The sequence below is a fragment of the Thermomonas sp. genome, from assembly GCF_041905325.1.
In the GTDB taxonomy this organism is placed as follows: Bacteria; Pseudomonadota; Gammaproteobacteria; order Xanthomonadales; family Xanthomonadaceae; genus Thermomonas.
On record NZ_JAYRLK010000006.1, the window covers coordinates 1 to 16,255 of the forward strand.

General features: G+C 67.7%; 15 protein-coding genes. 2 read left to right on the plus strand and 13 right to left on the minus strand.

Translation table 11 applies throughout. The features are described from left to right. From ACE3OK_RS08025 to ACE3OK_RS08070, 10 genes are all read right to left on the minus strand, one after another. Positions 1-1,459 (minus strand): VWA domain-containing protein (locus tag ACE3OK_RS08025; protein ID WP_374249019.1); only part of this gene is annotated, 1,459 nt, incomplete at its 3' end. Next, positions 1,456-2,469 (minus strand): VWA domain-containing protein, encoded by a 1,014-nt coding sequence (locus tag ACE3OK_RS08030; RefSeq protein ID WP_374249020.1) that lies wholly within the window; start codon positions 2,467-2,469, stop codon positions 1,456-1,458. The genes ACE3OK_RS08025 and ACE3OK_RS08030, both read right to left, overlap by 4 nt. Further along, the gene (locus ACE3OK_RS08035) at positions 2,466-2,939 is read right to left on the minus strand and encodes a DUF4381 family protein (protein WP_374249021.1); all 474 of its coding nucleotides are present in this window, start codon (positions 2,937-2,939) and stop codon (positions 2,466-2,468) included. The genes ACE3OK_RS08030 and ACE3OK_RS08035 overlap by 4 nt, the downstream gene beginning before the upstream one ends. After that, positions 2,936-3,853 (minus strand): DUF58 domain-containing protein, encoded by a 918-nt coding sequence (locus ACE3OK_RS08040; protein WP_374249233.1) that lies wholly within the window; start codon positions 3,851-3,853, stop codon positions 2,936-2,938. Before ACE3OK_RS08040 ends, ACE3OK_RS08035 begins: the two co-directional genes overlap by 4 nt. A gap of 43 nt (positions 3,854-3,896) precedes the next feature. Continuing rightward, positions 3,897-4,889, minus strand: coding sequence for an AAA family ATPase (locus ACE3OK_RS08045; protein ID WP_374249022.1), 993 nt, complete (start codon positions 4,887-4,889; stop codon positions 3,897-3,899). A 140-nt stretch (positions 4,890-5,029) separates the two neighbouring features. Further along, entirely contained in the window at positions 5,030-6,994 is a 1,965-nt protein-coding gene (locus ACE3OK_RS08050; protein WP_374249023.1) for a type IV pilus secretin PilQ, read from the minus strand. A 15-nt stretch (positions 6,995-7,009) separates the two neighbouring features. Beyond that, entirely contained in the window at positions 7,010-7,525 is a 516-nt protein-coding gene (locus tag ACE3OK_RS08055) for a pilus assembly protein PilP (protein WP_374249024.1), read from the minus strand. An 8-nt stretch (positions 7,526-7,533) separates the two neighbouring features. Beyond that, positions 7,534-8,202, minus strand: coding sequence for a type 4a pilus biogenesis protein PilO (locus ACE3OK_RS08060; protein ID WP_374249025.1), 669 nt, complete (start codon positions 8,200-8,202; stop codon positions 7,534-7,536). Beyond that, complete coding sequence (locus ACE3OK_RS08065; protein WP_374249026.1) at positions 8,199-8,885, minus strand: PilN domain-containing protein; 687 nt, start codon at positions 8,883-8,885, stop codon at positions 8,199-8,201. The genes ACE3OK_RS08060 and ACE3OK_RS08065 overlap by 4 nt, the downstream gene beginning before the upstream one ends. Beyond that, complete coding sequence (locus tag ACE3OK_RS08070) at positions 8,885-9,943, minus strand: pilus assembly protein PilM (protein ID WP_374249027.1); 1,059 nt, start codon at positions 9,941-9,943, stop codon at positions 8,885-8,887. The genes ACE3OK_RS08065 and ACE3OK_RS08070 overlap by 1 nt, the downstream gene beginning before the upstream one ends. A gap of 238 nt (positions 9,944-10,181) precedes the next feature. On the opposite strand from ACE3OK_RS08070, the gene ACE3OK_RS08075 reads away from it, so the two are divergent. Together ACE3OK_RS08075 and ACE3OK_RS08080 are read left to right on the plus strand one after the other, a co-directional pair. Further along, positions 10,182-12,680, plus strand: a complete 2,499-nt coding sequence (locus ACE3OK_RS08075) for a penicillin-binding protein 1A (RefSeq protein ID WP_374249028.1) — start codon at positions 10,182-10,184, stop codon at positions 12,678-12,680. Between the two features lie 47 nt (positions 12,681-12,727). Next, a complete protein-coding gene (locus ACE3OK_RS08080; protein ID WP_374249029.1) occupies positions 12,728-13,390 on the plus strand; it encodes a hypothetical protein in 663 nt (220 codons plus the stop codon). Positions 13,391-13,414: 24 nt separating this feature from the next. Here the strand turns inward: ACE3OK_RS08080 and ACE3OK_RS08085 are convergent, their stop codons facing one another. From ACE3OK_RS08085 to ACE3OK_RS08095, 3 genes are all read right to left on the minus strand, one after another. Further along, entirely contained in the window at positions 13,415-14,704 is a 1,290-nt protein-coding gene (locus tag ACE3OK_RS08085; RefSeq protein WP_374249030.1) for a citrate synthase, read from the minus strand. Between the two features lie 186 nt (positions 14,705-14,890). Next, positions 14,891-15,133, minus strand: a complete 243-nt coding sequence (locus ACE3OK_RS08090; RefSeq protein ID WP_374249031.1) for a type B 50S ribosomal protein L31 — start codon at positions 15,131-15,133, stop codon at positions 14,891-14,893. Positions 15,134-15,282: 149 nt separating this feature from the next. Further along, complete coding sequence (locus ACE3OK_RS08095; RefSeq protein ID WP_374249032.1) at positions 15,283-16,230, minus strand: nucleoside hydrolase; 948 nt, start codon at positions 16,228-16,230, stop codon at positions 15,283-15,285. Between the last annotated feature and the right edge of the window lie 25 nt (positions 16,231-16,255).

Sequence of the window (16,255 nt, forward strand, 5' to 3'; positions counted from 1 at the left end):
GCTGCTGGTTCTGCTGCTGGTTCTGCTGCTGGTTCTGCTGCTGGTTCTGCTGCTGGTTCTGCTGCTGGTTCTGCTGCTGGTTCTGCTGCTGGTTCTGCTGCTGGTTCTGCTGCTGGTTCTGCTGCTGGTTCTGCTGGTTGTTCCGGGGTGGGCGCTGCTGCTGGCGCACCTTGTCCACCACCTGCCGGTTGTAGGCGGCATCGGCCAGCCCCGGTTGCAACCGCAGCGCACGGTCATAGGCGGCCATGGCCTCTGCGTAGCGCCCGGCCTGCGCCAGTGCATTGCCGAGGTTGTACTGTGCCTCGGCACCGGGCAGGCGGGAGAACTGCGTGATCGCCCGGGCATAGTCCTTGCGCCGATACGCGTCGATGCCTTGCTGCTGACGCGCGTAGGCCTGCTGGTCCGCGCGCTGCCACAGGCTGCCACGGATGTCCGCCGCCGCTTGCGCCTGGGCCGGCATCGGCGACCACCACAACACGCACGACAACAGCAGGATCGATTGGCCACGCCGGAATGCCGGCAACAGGCACAGCAGGGCCAATGGCAGCAGCCAATAGCCTTCGTCACGCCAGCGCTCCCCGCCATGCCCGGGGGCGGTGCCGGTATTCCCGGCGCGGGCGTCCAGCACCCCCAGCGCGCGCACATCCGCCAGATCGGCAGTGATCGGCTGGTAACGCCCGCCACCGGCCGCCGCCAGCGCCTGCAACGATGCGCTTTCCAGCCGTGCCTGCCGCAGCCCGGTCGGGCTGGAATACACCCCGCCACGCGCGCTGCCCAGCCCCAGAACCGACACCCGGTCGCCGGCCGCCGCGGCCTGTGCCGCCGCCGCCAGTGCCGCGGCATCCGCATGATCGGTCAGCAGCAGGATCTGCCCCTGCGTTGCCCCCGCCTGCCGCAGCAGCCGCTGTGACCAGGCAATGGCACGATCGGCATGCCAGCCGTCCGCCGGCATCACGTCGGGTGCCACGGCATCGAGGAACAGCGCCACGTTGGCCGCATCCTCACTCAACGGTGCGACCGTGTAGGCATCCTCCGCGAACGCCACCAACGCCACCTGCCCGCCCGTCCGTGCGCCCAGCAACGCAGCCAGTTTGGCCCGCGCCTGGGCCAGCCGGGTGGGCGGCAGGTCGCGCGCCAACGTGGCGGAGGACAGGTCCAGTGCGATCACCAGTGGTTGCCGTGCCTGCCAGGCTGGTGGCCGTTCGTGCCGCCAGGCCGGCCCCGCCAATGCCAGCAAGGCCAGCAGCAGGGCCGCCAACGCCAGCCACCGGACCCGTGCCCCGCCGCCTGCGGCAGCGCCGGTTTCCAGCAGGTGCGGCAGCAGGTGCGCATCCACCGCCAGCCGCCAACGCTCGCGCCGCCGCACCTGCCGGCGCAGCCAGAACGCCAGCAGCGGCACCATCGGCAATGCCAGCAGCCACCCGGGCCGCAGGACATGCAAACCGGCGAGCACGCTCATCGCCATGCCTCGCGCCGCCGCCCGCTTGCCGCCAGAACCCCCAGCAGCACGGCCAGCCCCAGCGGCCAGGGATAGCGCTCCATCCGTGGCCGCACGCGCGGGCCCAACCGGCGAACCGGTTCCAGCCTGTCGATCTCGGCATAGATCCCCACCAGCGATGCGGTATCCCGGGCCCGGAAGAAGCGCCCGCCGGTGGCTTGTGCGATGCGTTGCAAGCCCGCTTCATCCACCTCGTCGCCGCCCCCCAGCGGCAGCCTGAAACCAAACACGGACGCGGTGCTGCCGTCGCCGCCGAAGGCGATGGCATGGATGCGCACGCCGGCATCGTGGGCAATCTGCGCCGCCTTGTCCGGTTCCAGCGCGCCGGCCGTGTTCACGCCGTCGGTCAACAACACCAGCACCCGCTGGCTGGCCGGCTGCCGCTGCAAACGCTTGACCGCCAATGCGATCGCATCGCCCAGGGCAGTGGCCCGCCCGGCCAGCCCCACTTCGGTGGCCGCCAACTGCTGGCGCACGCTGTCGCGATCCAGCGTCAACGGCGTGAGCGCGAACGCGCGGTCACCGAACACGATCAAGCCGACGCGATCACCGGCGCGACGATCGAGGAAGTCCGCCAGCACCGCCTTCGCCGCCGTCAATCGATCCACCGGGCTGCCGCCCAATGCCATGTCGTCCTCCCCCATGCTGGCCGACAAGTCCACCGCCAGCATCAGGTCGCGCCCCACCTGCGTGGTTGCCAGCGGCGGCCCCCACTGCTGCGGCCGCGCCGCCGCCACGCACAGCAGGCACCAGGCCAGCCCACCCAGCCACGGAAACGCACGCGCCGACGGGCGTCCTTCGCCACTGCCCAGCACCGCCTGCACGCGGGCCGCCCACGGCGTACGCAACGCATTGCCCGGTCCTGTCGGCACTGGCCGCAGCCACTGCATCATCCACGGCAAGGGCAGCGCCAGCAGCAACCACGGCCAGGCAAAGCCATCGACCCCCAGCCAAGTGCCCAGCGCACTCATGCGTCGCGCATCCATGACTGGAAGCGCTGCCGCGCCACGTCCCGCAGCGCGGCCACCGCCGCCGCATCGAGTGCCGGCCGGAACGCACCGTCGCGCAACAATGCGCCCGGGCCCCGCACGAACACGGGGGCCGGCAGGCCCGCATCCAGGAAGTGCAGCCAGGCATCCCCCTGCAGGTGATCGGAGTGCGGGTCAATGCGCCGTGCCGCCCGCCGCAGCCATTCCGACAGCACCGCGACTTGCTCCGGCGGCGACGCCGCACCCGCCACCGCCGCATCGAAGGCCGCCAGCCACGCACGCCGTTGGCGACGCCGCCGCCATGTCCGGCCCAGCGCCAGCACGGCCAGCACGGTCAGCAAGACCGTCACGCCCGCCAGCCACCACCAGCCGGGAGCCGGCGGCCACCAGCCGGGCGCGGGTCCCGGATGCACATCCTTCAAGGGCAGCAAGGGCAGTGCCGGCGGCCTCATCGCGCACCGCCTCGACGCGGCGTTGCCAATGCGCGCCACCAGTCTTCGCCGCCCGCCTCGCTGGATACCACCATGCCGTGAATGCCATGCCGCCGCAGCATGTCCAACGCGGCATCGCGCGTGCCCGCGAATACCTGCAGCCAGCGTTGCCGCACGCGGGCGGTGGCCAGCGGCACGTCCAGCCGTCCGCCGGCGACGGCCAATGGCAGCGTGATGGCCGGTGGCTCGCATTCCAGCGGATCGGTCAGCAGCACCGCGTGCACCCGGTGACGCCGCCCCAGCGCGGCCCATTGCGCGTCCGCCACCGCCAGCACGCTGGCGGGATCGGCGAGCACGCATACCCGCGTACCGGCACCCGCCACGCGCAATGCGTGCGTCAGTGCCGTGACCAGCCCGGCGTCTTCTTCCGGCGGGCGTGTGTACCAGCGCACCAGGGTGTCCAGCACGCGCAACGCGCCACGGGTACCTGCCAGCGGCGGCAACGGCCCCTCCCGCAAGCTGCCTCGCAACGCCGCGATGCGGTCGCCATCACGCGCCGCCAACCAGGCCATCACCGCCCCGACCCGCGCGGCCTGCACCGACTTGAACCGCACCCGGGTGCCGAAGTACAGCACCGGCGCGGTATCGGCCACCACCAGCGTGAGCCGTTCGCGCTCGGCCTGGAACAGCTTGGTATGTGGCTTGCCGCTGCGCGCGGTCAGCCGCCAATCGATATGGCGGGCATCGTCGCCGGCGGCATACTCGCGCGACTCTGCATACTCCATGCCGCGCCCGCGCAGGCTGGATGCGGCGGCACCATGCATTCCCACCAGCCCACGCCCGACCGGGTGGCGCGCACCGGCCAACGCCCGCAGCGCGATCAACGCCTCCAGCGTGGGGGCCACCCCTGCCGACGCCGCCGGTTGGGCGACCATCGCGGGTTCGGCATGGCCGGGCACACCCTTCACGGCAGCCCCGTTACGGCAGCGGCACCAGCCGCAGCAGTTCGTCGACCAGGCGCCCGCCATCCCATCCTTCGGCGGTCGCCTCGAAACTGGGCAGCACGCGATGGCGCAGCACGTCCGGCGCCACCGCGCGCACATCGTCGGGGGTGACGAAATCGCGCCCATCCAGCCAGGCTCGCGCACGCGCGCAGCGTTCCAACGCAATCGAGCCGCGCGGGCTGGCCCCCCAGGCGATGCGTCGCGCCAGCGCCTGTTCGTAACGTGCCGGCGTGCGCGATGCCAGCACCAGTTCGACAAGATAGCGTTCCAATGCGGGTGCCACGTGCAGCTCCAGCACCTCCCGACGGGCAGCGAACACGTCGGCCTGGGTGATGCCGGGGGTGGCTCCGGGGGTGGGACGCAATGCCTCGCGCGCGCGCTCGCGCACCAACCGCAGGATCTCGAGCTCGGCATCGGCCTGCGGATAGTCCACCCGCACATGCATCAGGAAGCGGTCCAGTTGCGCCTCCGGCAGCGGGTAGGTGCCTTCCTGCTCGATCGGATTCTGGGTGGCCATCACCAGGAACAGTGCCGGCAGTGGCCAAGTCTGCCGGCCCACCGTCACCTGCCGCTCACCCATCGCCTCCAGCAGCGCCGATTGCACCTTGGCCGGCGCGCGATTGATTTCGTCGGCCAGCAGCAGGGAATGGAAAATCGGCCCGGGCTGGAATTCGAAGCGTCCCTCCTGCGGGCGCCAGACCTCGGTACCGGTCAGATCGGCCGGCAACAGGTCGGGGGTGAACTGCACGCGGGCAAAATCGGCCTCGAGACGCGCGGCCAGCGCCCGGATGGCGGTGGTCTTGGCCAGTCCCGGCGCGCCTTCCACCAGCAGGTGGCCATCGGCCAGCAGGGCGATCAGCAGGCGCTCGACAAAATCGCGCTGGCCCACGATCTCCCGCGCGAGGTCTTCGCGCAGACCGTGGAAGACATCATGCAAGCGGGGGCTGCCGGCCGCAGCTGTTTCCATGTCCAGAACTCCGGTTGACGCGCATTCGACCTGCGCCAGGCGTGAAGGTTCGCACGCGCGGTCCAACCCCGGACGCCGTGCCGCAAATGAAAACGGGAGCCGCGTGGCTCCCGTCTTCGTTCCTGCTGCGACTGCCCCGCTCAGCGCTGGGTCACGCGCATCACCTTGGGGGTCACGAAAATCAGCAACTCGGCCTTGCTCTTGCTGCGGCTCTTGTTGCGGAACAGGTTGCCCACGATCGGGATGTCGCCCAGGAACGGCACCTTGGAGATGTCGGTGCGGTCACTGAACTCGTACACGCCACCGATCACCACGGTCTGGCCATCTTCCACCAGCACCGCGGTATTGACCTCGCGGCGGGCGATCTGCGGCACTTCGCCGAAGCTACCCAGACTGATGAAACCGTCCAGCTCGTCCTTCTTCACGCCCATGTTCAGGAACACGCGGCCATCGTTGGTGATGGTGGGCGTGACTTTCAGCTCCAACAGGGCTTCCTTGAACTGCACGGTCGGCACATTGCCGCCCTGGCCACCGGAGACGGTGAGGTAGCCGATTTCCTTGCCCTGCCGGATCACCGCTTCCTTCTGGTTGCTGGTGACGATGCGCGGGTTGGAGATCACCTCGCCACGGCCCTGCTCCTGGATCGCCGACAGTTCGACGTCGAGCGCGTAGCCGGCATTGAGGATGGACAGCGCCAGCGAGCCACCCGGATTCTGCAACACGGCGGGCATGTTCCAGTTCATGCCGCGATAGAGCGTCGGCAACACGGGCGTGGTCGGCGGCGGCACGGTGGAATTTTGCACGGCGGCGTTGGCGAGCGAGTTCTGCGTCGCGATGTTGTTGCTGACGCTGTTGCCGTAATACACCTTGCCGTTGTTGCCGACACCGTTGATGCCGAACTTCGCACCCAGCTCGCGGGCCACGGTTTCGTTGGCGATCACGATGCGGGCCTCGATCACCACCTGGTCCACCGGCTTGTCGAGCTGCTGCACCAGGCCCTTGATGTTGGCCACGCGCTGCGGGATGTCGATCACCAGCAGGGTATTGGTGCGCTTGTCGAAGCTGATGCTGCCGCGCCCGGACAGGAAACCGCGATCCTGCGCGTTCTGGCCCTGCTGTTGCCCGCCGCCTTGCTGGTTGCCCTTGCTTTCGTCGGTGAGCAGGCGGGCAATGTCCTCGGCGTTGGCGTAGTTGACCGGGATGTACTCGGTGACTTTTTCGGCGCGTTCCTCAAGGTTGATGCGGGCATCTTCCTTGGCCTGTTCGAAGTCGGCGATTTCCTTCTGCGGGGCCACCCAAACCACATTGCCGTTGCGGCGCTTGTCCAGCGACTTGGCTTGCAGCACCAGATCCAATGCCTGGTCCCACGGCACGTTGACCAGCCGCAGGGTGACGTTGCCCTGCACGCTGTCGGCGGCCACGATGTTGAGGTTGGATTCTTCGGCGATCAGCTGCAGGACGGTGCGCACCGGCACGTCCTGGAAGTTGAAGGTCACCGCCTTGCCGCTGTAGCGCACGCTGGCGTTGCTCGCGGATGCGGCGGTTGCCGCAGCACCCATGGCCGGAGCAGCGGTCTTGTTGGCCGCCACCGCCGGGGTGGCACGCGGCACCAGTTCGACGATGTATTCATTGCCGGTCTGGTAGGCCAGCGATTCGAACGCCCCCTGCGTGGCCAGCACCAGCTGTGCACCGCTGCTGGTGGAGCGGGCATCGATCCGCTGCACGGGCGTGGCGAAATCGGTGACGTTGATCGGTCGCTGCAGGGCTGCCGGCAATTGCGCGTTGCCGATGTCCACGACCACGTTGCTGCCGTTGGTGCGCAGGTCGGGGGCCGCCCCGTTGCCGGAGAAACGCAGGATCAGCTTGCCGGAGCCGCCGTCGCCGCGCTTGAAGTCGATCGCGGACACGGTCACTGCGTCCGGGGTGCGCTTGGCCGGATCGGCCATGGCCCCGGTGGCGGACTGGCCCATGCCGGCCGCGACCACGGTTGCCGGGAATGCACTCGCGCCGGTGGCGTAGAGGCCCACCGCGAGTCCCGCGGCGAGCGCCCCGAGGGGCAAGGGACGCCGGGCAGGCTGCATGTGCTTGGCTTTGGTGAGGGTCATCGGTCTATTCCCCAATCAATTGTCTTCGAGCGTCATCTTGGCGGGGCGTTCCAGCCAGCCGCCAGCGCCATCAGGAACCAGTTCGACGAGTTCGACCCGGTCTTCGTATACGGCGGTCACGCGACCGTCGCTTTGCCCCATGTAATTGCCGGGCTGCACGCGGTAAGTCACCTTGTCGGGTGCCATCACCAGTGCCACCAAGCCTTTGCCGCTACCCAGCGAACCCACCATCTTCATGCTGTCCAGCGGAAACATTTCCAGCGTCTGCTTCGGCCGGTTGGGATCGGGGCGCGGGCCGTTGCCACCATCGCCGGTAAAGGCCTGGTCGAACGGGTCGCGCAAACTCTGGGCGGTGTATTCGAATGTCTCGAATTGCTTCATCACCGGCAAGGGTTGCAGCGCCGGGGCCGGCTTGGCCTTGACTTCCGCCACCCATTTTTCAAGGTCGCCGCGGCTGCCACCACAGGCCGAAAGAGCGGCACAGAGCAGCAGCAACAGAAGCAGACCGGGCAGGCGGCTGAGCGATGACATGCGCATGGTCACTTGCCCTCCTTCTTGGCGGGGGTGTCGGATTGCGCCGACTCCTCTTCATCCAGATAGCGATAAGTCTTGACCGTCCCGGCCAGCTCCAGGGCGCTGTTGGGGCCGATGCGGGCGTTGGGGTTGTCCTTGGTCTTCTTCGGCTGCAGCGAGATGTCGTGCATGGTCATGATGACCACGCGCGGCAGCGAGGCCACGCCGCTGACGAAGGCGCCGAACTGGTGGTAGGTGCCCACCATCCGCAACATGATCGGTTTCTCGGCGTAGAACTCCTGCTTGGCCTCGGGACCGGGCTGGAACAGGTCGTTCTGGATGCCGGTGGCCAGCGCAGTCTGCGAGATGTCCACGATCAGGTCGGGCATCTCGGTCTTGCTGGGCAGCTGGCGCAGCATCTGCTGCAACTGCTGCTCCATCTGCGCCAGCTGTTGCTTGAGCGGCTCGAGGTTGGCGGCACGGCCCTGCTTGGTCTCGAACTCGGTGCGCAGGTCGTTTTCCTGCGCTTCCAGGCCCTTGAGCTCGTCGCGCTTGCCATTGACCGCCACGAACCATGCCACCACCACGATCAGCAATGCCACCAGCCCACAGAAGCCCAACTGCGCTTCCTTCGGCCAGCCGCCGATGTTGTTGATATCCAGTTCGCGGAGATTGAGTTTCTTCTTGTTGTTCACGAGGCTTTACCTCCAGCAGCGGGCGCAGGAGCCGGCGCGGATGCAGGAGCCGGCGCAGCCGCCGGAGCCGGCATCGCCGCTGCCGGGGCAGCCGCGGGAGCGGCGGCAGCCGCAGCCGGGGCATCCCCATCCTTCGGGGCGCTGGGATCCGCCAGCTTGACCTTCAGGTTGAACTCGTAGGGCAAGCCCGGATTGCCGTCCTTGGCCTCGATCACGTTCAAATCAGGGTTGGTCATCCAGCCCGAGCTTTCCAGATTGCGCATGTAGGTGGACACGCGGGCATTGGACTGCGAACGACCCGTCAGGGTGAGGATGTCACCCTCCTGCTTGATCGCGGTCAGCGCCACCCCATCGGGAATGGTGCGCACCAGCGAGTCGAACAGATGCACCATCTGCGAGCGGTTGGCCTGCAATTGCTCGATGACTTCCTTGCGCGCCAGCAGCTTGCTCTTCTTCTGGTCCAGCGCCTCGATTTCCTTGATCTGGCCATCGACCTTGGTGATCTCGCCACGCAGGAATTCATTGCGCGAGTTCTGGCTGGCGATGCGACCGCTGTAGAAGCTGTAGATCAGGATGGACAGCAGGATGCCGGCAAGCACTGCCAGCCCCAACATCCCGATGAACTCCTTCTGCCGCGCCTTCCGGCGTTCCTCACGCCAGGGGAGGAGATTGATCCGTGCCATCAGTCGAAGCTCCTCAGTGCGAGCCCGCAGGCGATCAGAAGTGCCGGTGCATCCTGCGCCAACGCGTGTGCCTGGACACGCGGGCCCAGGGTCATTTGCGCCAAGGGGTTGGCCATCACGCTGGGAATGCCAAGCTGCTCTTCCACCATCGCCGCGATACCCGGAATCGATGCGCAGCCACCGGCCAGCACCACTTGGTCGACGCGGTTGAACTCACTGCCGGCGTAGAAGAACTGCAACAGGCGGCTGACCTGCTGCACCATCGCTTCCTTGAACGGGTCCAGCACCTCGATCTCGTAGCTCTCCGGCAGCCCGCCCTGACGCTTGGCCAGGCCGGCTTCCTCGTAGCTCAGGCTGTAGCGGCGCATCACCTCGTCGGTGAGCTGCTTGCCGCCGAACACATTCTCGCGGGTATAGATGCTGCGGCCGCCGCGAAGCACGTTCAGGGTGGTCATGGTGGCTCCCACATCCACCAGGGCCACCAAGCCGTCGCGCGGCACGTTCAGGGTGGGCGCGATCAGGGTGAAGGCGTTTTCGATGCAGAAAGCCTCCACGTCGATGACCTTGGCGGTCAGCCCCCCCAGCTCCAGCGCGGACGCCCGGACCTCGACGTTCTCCGAACGCGAGGCCGCCAGCAGCACCTGCACCATCTCGCTGTTGCCCGGCACGGTCCCGAGCACCTCGAAGTCGAGGTTGACCTCTTCGACCGGGTACGGGATGTAGTTGACCGCCTCGAGTTCGATCTGTGATTCCAGTTCGTCCTCGTCCAGCGTGGCCGGCATGGTGATCAGCTTGGTGATCACCGACGAGCCGGACACCGCTGCAGCGGCCTGCTTGACCCGCGTGCCGGAACGGGCCACGGCGCGGCGGATGGCTTCACCCACCGCCTCGACCTCGACCAGGTTTTTCTCGACCACGGCGTTCGGCGGCAACGGCTCCACCGCGTAATGCTCGACGCGGTAGCGGTCGCCCGTCCGCGCAAGCTGCAGCAGCTTGACTGCGGTCGAACTGATATCGACGCCGATCAACGGCGTTTGTGTCTTTGTCCCCAGACCCACGGTATCTCCCCTTCCCACGGGCGCTTACGCGCACCTTGTGCAGTACTACATGAATAACGGACTTTTTACCGCATGGCAAGCCATCGAAGGCGATTTGCCACCCAAAACCCCGCAATCCGTCCCGCTCGGCCCCATCAACGCAAAGGTCGATGCAGGCCGGCCACCCCCGTGGGCCGGCTGATGCCAGCGCGTAATCTATACTCCGAGACCACGTTCGAAGCAAACGGAATTTGTGCCAATGCCCCGTCTTTTCCGCCTGATGCGCTGGTTCTTGCTGGCCAGCGCCGCATTGTTCCTGCTGGGTGCGGTGGCGCTGGGCGCCCTGGTCTACGTGGTCAGCGCGCGCCTGCCGGACGTGCAGAGCCTGCGCCACATCGAATTGCAGGAGCCCATGTACGTGCACGCCCGCGACGGCCGCCTGATCGGCCTGTTCGGTGAAATGCGACGTTATCCGGTGGATATCCGCAAGGTACCGCCGCGGGTGAAGCTGGCGTTCCTGGCGGCCGAGGACGCCAATTTCTACCAGCACCACGGCATCGATGTCACCGGCATCGCCCGCGCGGTGTGGCTGCTGGCCAAGACCGGCGGGCAGGAGCGCGTAGCCGGCGGCTCCACCATCACCCAGCAGGTGGCCAAGCAGTTCTTCCTCAGCTCCGAATACAGCTTCCGCCGCAAATTTTCCGAAATGCTGCTGGCCATGAAGATGGAACGCGAGCTTGGCAAGGACGAAATCTTCGGCCTGTACCTGAACAAGAGCTTCTTCGGCAACCGCGCCTATGGCGTGGCCGCCGCTGCCGAGTACTACTACGGCAAGACCCTGGACCAGCTCACGCTGGACGAGGCCGCCACCCTGGCCGGCATCCCCAAGTTCCCGTCCAGTGGCAACCCGATCAGCAACCCCGAGCGCGCCCGCATCCGTCGCGACAACTACATCCTGCCGCGCATGGCCGAACTGGGCTTCGTGTCCCGTGCCGACATGGAGGCCGCACGCAAGGTGCCCATGCACGCCGCGCCGCACGAGCGCCAGGTGGAGGTATACGCCCCGTATGTCGCGGAAATGGTGCGCCAGCAAATGGTGGAACGCTACGGCGGCGACGTGCTGAACAAGGGCTACCACGTCACCACCACCATCGACCCTACCCTGCAAGCCGCCGCCGATCGCGCGGTGGTGGATGGCCTGCGCGTGTACGACCGCCGCCATGGCTGGCGCAAGCCGGAGCAAGTGGCACCGATTCCCGCCGGTGCCGACGACCGTGCCATCGGTCGCCTGCTGCACGCCATTCCCGCGCAAGGCGGGCTGCTGCCGGCGGTGGTGACCGACAACGGCGGCGGCCGCCTGCGCGTGGTGCTGGCCGACGGCAGCGCACTGGAATTGGCCGGCAAGGCGCTGGCCTGGACCGGGAAACCGGCCGCCGCCCTGGCCCAGCGCGGCGACCTGGTACGGCTGCGCCGGCTGCCGCAAGACACGCCGGAAGCACCGGCGCAATGGGAAATCGACCAGATCCCCCGGGCACAGGTGGCGCTGGTGTCGCTGGACGCCGACAACGGCGCGCTGCGGGCACTGGTGGGCGGCTACAGTTTTGCCGGCAACAAGTTCAACCGCGCCACCCAGGCGCGTCGCCAGCCCGGCTCCAGCTTCAAGCCGTTCCTGTACGCCGCCGCCTTCGAACGCGGCTTCAACCCGGCCTCGATCGTGCTGGATGCCCCGGTGGTGTTCAAGGATCGCAAGGGCCACGAATGGCGGCCGCAAAACGACAGCGGCAACTTCGCCGGCCCGATGCGCCTGCGCGAAGCACTGGTGCAGTCGCGCAACCTGGTGTCGGTGCGCCTGCTGGACGCCATCGGGGTGGACTACGCCCGCCGCTACATCAGTCATTTTGGTTTCGACGAAGCCAGCCTGCCGCCGAACCTGTCGATGTCGCTGGGAACCGCCTCGCTGGCCCCGATCTCGGTGGCACGCGGCTATACCGCTTTCGCCAACGGGGGCTTCCTGACCACGCCGTGGGTGATCGACAGCGTGCGCGACCGCGACGGCAAGGAGCTGTTCAAGGAAAACCCGGCGGTGGCGTGCCCCGGTTGCGCCACGGCCGGCGTGCCCAGTGGCAATGCACCCACGGCCACCAGCCCGCCCGGCAAGGTGGACGGCTTCAACCTCGGCCCCGCCGGCACCACCGCCGGCCCGTCGGCGGCCGCGCTTCCGGCCTCGAAGCCGACCACCGCCGCCGCCCCCGTCGAAGGCACCAAGGTCGCCCCGCTGGCATTGGACCCACGGGTGGCCTGGCAGCTGCGCTCGATGATGCTGGACGTGGTGCGGCGCGGCACCGCCACCGCCGCGCGGGTCTTGAACCGCGACGACGTGGGCGGCAAGACCGGTTCCACCAACGACCACCGCGACGCCTGGTTCTCCGGCTTCGGCGGCGCTTTCGTCACCACCGTCTGGGTGGGCCGGGACGATTTCCAGTCCCTGGGTTACCGCGAATACGGCGGCAAGGCCGCGCTGCCGATCTGGATCAACTACATGCAGGTGGCCCTGAAAGACCAGCCGCAACGGCTGCCCGAGCCTCCGGCCGGCATGGTGAAGGTCGGCGTCAGCGCGGGCGGACGCCTGCTGCCCGGCGTCGAGGGCGGCATCGCGGAATGGGTGAAGGCCGAAGACTTGCAGCGGATGGAGGATGAGGCCCTGACCGAGCCCGACACCGAGGCCCCGCCCACCGAAGAGTCCTTCGACATCTTCTGAGCAACTCGCTACAGTCCCCTCCAGGGCCCATGCCGGAGGGGATCGCCATGACCGGGACACACCCGCACGCCCACCTGCATGCGCAAACCCGCACCCGCGAGCGCCGCCAGCGGCTGGCCCACGAGGCCGCGCGGCTGATCGCCGAAAGCGGCATGCGCGACTTCCACCTGGCCAAACGCAAGGCCGCCCAACGGCTGGGCATTTTCGATGACGCCTCGCTGCCACGCAATCGTGAAATCGAGGACGCGCTGCGCGAGTACCAGCGCCTGTTCAGCGGCCAGGACCGGCTGGATGCCTTGCGCCATCGACGTGAAGCGGCATTGCGGGCGCTGGCATTCTTCGATGCGTTCCGGCCGCGCCTGGTCGGGCCGGTGCTGGACGGCACCGCCGATGCCCACTCGCCGGTGGCGCTGCACCTGCACTGCGACGACCCCGATGCGGTGTCGCGCTGGCTGGACGAGCACGGCATTCCGGCGCGCGCGCGCAGCCGGAACCTGCGGCTGGATCACGAGCGTGCGTGCGAAGTCCCCGTGTGGCTGTTCGAGGCGGAGGGACTGGATTTCGATGCCAGCGTGCTGCCGCTGGATGGCTTGCGCCAGGCCCCGCGGTCCGGGGTGGATGGACGACCGATGCCGCGCGCCTCTGCCCTGCAGTTGCGGGCGCTGCTGGCCGAAGCGGAAATCGCCGCCCATGCCGCCGTCCCGCGCTGAACGGGAACGGCGGCCAGGCGCAGGTCAGCGCAGGTCCAGCGCGACGTAATCGCGCACGGCACTGCCGGTGTAGAGCTGACGCGGGCGACCGATGCGCGCACCGGGGGTTTCGTGCTGCTCGATCCAGTGCGCGATCCAGCCGGCGGTGCGGGCAATGGCGAACATCACGGTGAACATCTCGGTGGGGATGCCCAGCGCCTTGTAGATGATGCCGGAATAGAAATCGACGTTCGGATACAGCTTGCGCTCGACGAAGTAATCGTCCTTCAGCGCCGCCTCTTCCAGCTTCATCGCCACGTCCAGCAGCGGGTCGTTCACGCCCAGCTCGGCCAGCACCTTGTGGCACATCTCGCGGATGATCTTGGCGCGCGGGTCGAAGTTCTTGTACACGCGATGGCCGAAACCCATCAGGCGGAAGCTGTCGTTCTTGTCCTTGGCGCGCAGCACCGCGGAAGCCACGTTGTCCGGCGAGCCGATTTCCTCCAGCTGCTTGAGCACCGCCTCGTTGGCGCCGCCGTGTGCGGGGCCCCACAACGCGGTGATGCCGGCGGCGATGGAGGCATACGGGTTGGCACCGGTGGAGCCCACCAGGCGCACGGTGGAGGTGGAGGCATTCTGCTCGTGGTCGGCATGCAGGATGAACAACAGGTCCAGCGCCTTGGCCGCCACCGGGTTCATTTGCAGCGGCTCGCTGGGCACCTCGAACATCATGTGCAGGAAGCGCTCGACGTATTCGAGGTTGTTGCGCGGGTAGCCCATCGGCCAGCCGATCGAATAGCGATAGCACGCCGCGGCGATGGTCGGCATCTTCGCGATCAGGCGGACCGCGGCCATCTTGCGGTCGCCGGGGTCATCCACGTCCAGGTCGTCATGGTAGAACGCCGACAACGAGGCCACCGAGGCGGCCAGCATCGCCATCGGGTGCGCGTCGTGGTGGAAGCCGCGGAAGAAGTGCTTCAGCGACTCGTGCATCATGGTGTGGTGCGACACGTCGTGTTCGAACGCGGCGAAGGCGGCCTTGTCCGGCAACTCGCCGTTGAGCAACAGGTACGCCACTTCGAGGAAGCTGGATTTTTCCGCCAACTGCTCGATCGGGTAACCGCGATAGAGCAGCACGCCGGCATCGCCATCGATGTAGGTGATCGCGCTCCTGGTGCTGGCGGTCGCGCCGAAACCGGGGTCGAAGGTGAAGCAACCGGTTTCCTTGGGCAGCGCGGCGATGTCCACGCAGGGCTGGCCCAGGGTGGGCTTGAGCACGGGCAGGGCGAACGATTTTTCGCCTGCAGTCAGGGTGATCTGGTCGAACTCGGACATGGCGCAGCTCCAGTGGGGGTGCGCGACGCGGCCGACCGGCCATGCGCCCGCGCATGGGGAAACCGGAATTATCGCATACGCCACCCACCCGCGAACCCGTACCAAGGTCGCATCCGGCGGGCGTGAATCACAAAAGACAACGGCCGCCCGAAGGCGGCCGCTGGCGAAATGCGAACTGGCTGGCGCTTACTTCTGGTAGCGCTTGCGGAACTTGTCGACGCGGCCGCTGGTGTCCACCAGCTTGTTCTGACCGGTGTAGAACGGGTGCGACGACGACGAAACTTCCACTTTGATCAACGGATATTCGTTACCGTCTTCCCACTTCACCGTCTCCTTGCTGGCGAGGGTGGAACGGGTCAGGATCTTGAAGTCCGAGGTCACGTCCTGGAAGACGACGTCGCGGTATTCGGGATGGATGCCGGCTTTCATGATGCAAACTCTGGGAAGTGGAACGGGTGTGAGCCGCGCATTCTAATGGCAGTTCGGGCGGCATTGCAAGCGCCGCCGTTGCCGGCACCTCCTGCCGTTCACCACGCCATCGTTCACGAAGCCTCCACCCCGGTGGCCGGCGCAATGCGTCAGGCCAGGGCGTGCTCGATCATCCGCTCGAACCGGACCTGCTCGTAGTGCGTCAGGATCGCCACATTGTCGGCCGCGCCGGTCTGCCGATTCCAATCGACGATGGTGGCACCACGCGCATGGGTGCCGCCGGTCTCCACTGCCAGAGGGCGCTCCAGCAACTCCAGCGCCCCCTCCGGCTGCAGGGCCAGCGCCATTGCCAGCGCATCGGCGGCATGCCAACGCGCCCCGCGGCCGGTCCTGGCCCAGGCGCGGGTATGGGCGGAGATGCCCGCATAGAAGCGGGCACGGCCGGAATCCGCAGCCAGCCAGCGTTCGGCATCCGCATGCAGGAAGCCATGCGCCAGCACCGCCTCCCAGTCGGCGAGCTCGATCTTCGGGAAGGCCGAAAACACGATGTGCGCCGCCTCCGGGTCGAAGGCGATGTTGAACTCGGCGGCCGGGGTGATGTTGCCGTGCGCGGTGACGGCGGCCCCCATCACCACGCACCGCTTGATGCGCTGCGGCAGGGTGGGGTCCAGCTTCAGCGCCAGCGCGAGGTTGGTCAGCGGGCCCAGCGCCACCAGCAGCAGCTTGCCGGCGTGTTCATGCGAGAGCCGCAGGATGGCCAGCGCGGCGTGCTCGGCTTCGGCAGCACGGGCGGCCGGCGCGTAGCCGGTATCACCGAAGCCGTCGCGGCCGTGCACGTAGGCGGCATCGCGGGCCGGGAACACCAGCGGTGCATCGGTGCCGGCAAACACCGGCACGTCCACGCTGCAGACCTCGCACAGCTTCAGCGCGTTGGCGACGGTGTGGTCCAGGCCGACGTTGCCGGCGGCGATGGTCAGGCCGACGACCTGATGGCGCCCGCTTTCGGACTGCATGTCGTCGAAGGCCATCAGCAGGGCCAGCGCGTCGTCCACGCCGGGGTCGGTGTCGATGAGAAGCGGAATGCGGTCGGTTGTCATCGCCGCATTATGACCGCAAGCAGCC

Excerpts from the sequence above, each read along its gene's own strand:
- ACE3OK_RS08030 (WP_374249020.1), bottom strand. The coding sequence starts at position 2,469 with ATGAGTGCGCTGGGCACTTGGCTGGGGGTCGATGGCTTTGCCTGGCCG.
- ACE3OK_RS08035 (WP_374249021.1), bottom strand. The coding sequence starts at position 2,939 with ATGAGGCCGCCGGCACTGCCCTTGCTGCCCTTGAAGGATGTGCATCCG.
- ACE3OK_RS08040 (WP_374249233.1), bottom strand. The coding sequence starts at position 3,853 with ATGGTCGCCCAACCGGCGGCGTCGGCAGGGGTGGCCCCCACGCTGGAG.
- ACE3OK_RS08045 (WP_374249022.1), bottom strand. The coding sequence starts at position 4,889 with ATGGAAACAGCTGCGGCCGGCAGCCCCCGCTTGCATGATGTCTTCCAC.
- ACE3OK_RS08050 (WP_374249023.1), bottom strand. The coding sequence starts at position 6,994 with ATGACCCTCACCAAAGCCAAGCACATGCAGCCTGCCCGGCGTCCCTTG.
- ACE3OK_RS08055 (WP_374249024.1), bottom strand. The coding sequence starts at position 7,525 with ATGTCATCGCTCAGCCGCCTGCCCGGTCTGCTTCTGTTGCTGCTGCTC.
- ACE3OK_RS08065 (WP_374249026.1), bottom strand. The coding sequence starts at position 8,885 with ATGGCACGGATCAATCTCCTCCCCTGGCGTGAGGAACGCCGGAAGGCG.
- ACE3OK_RS08075 (WP_374249028.1), top strand. The coding sequence starts at position 10,182 with ATGCCCCGTCTTTTCCGCCTGATGCGCTGGTTCTTGCTGGCCAGCGCC.
- ACE3OK_RS08080 (WP_374249029.1), top strand. The coding sequence starts at position 12,728 with ATGACCGGGACACACCCGCACGCCCACCTGCATGCGCAAACCCGCACC.
- ACE3OK_RS08085 (WP_374249030.1), bottom strand. The coding sequence starts at position 14,704 with ATGTCCGAGTTCGACCAGATCACCCTGACTGCAGGCGAAAAATCGTTC.
- ACE3OK_RS08090 (WP_374249031.1), bottom strand. The coding sequence starts at position 15,133 with ATGAAAGCCGGCATCCATCCCGAATACCGCGACGTCGTCTTCCAGGAC.
- ACE3OK_RS08095 (WP_374249032.1), bottom strand. The coding sequence starts at position 16,230 with ATGACAACCGACCGCATTCCGCTTCTCATCGACACCGACCCCGGCGTG.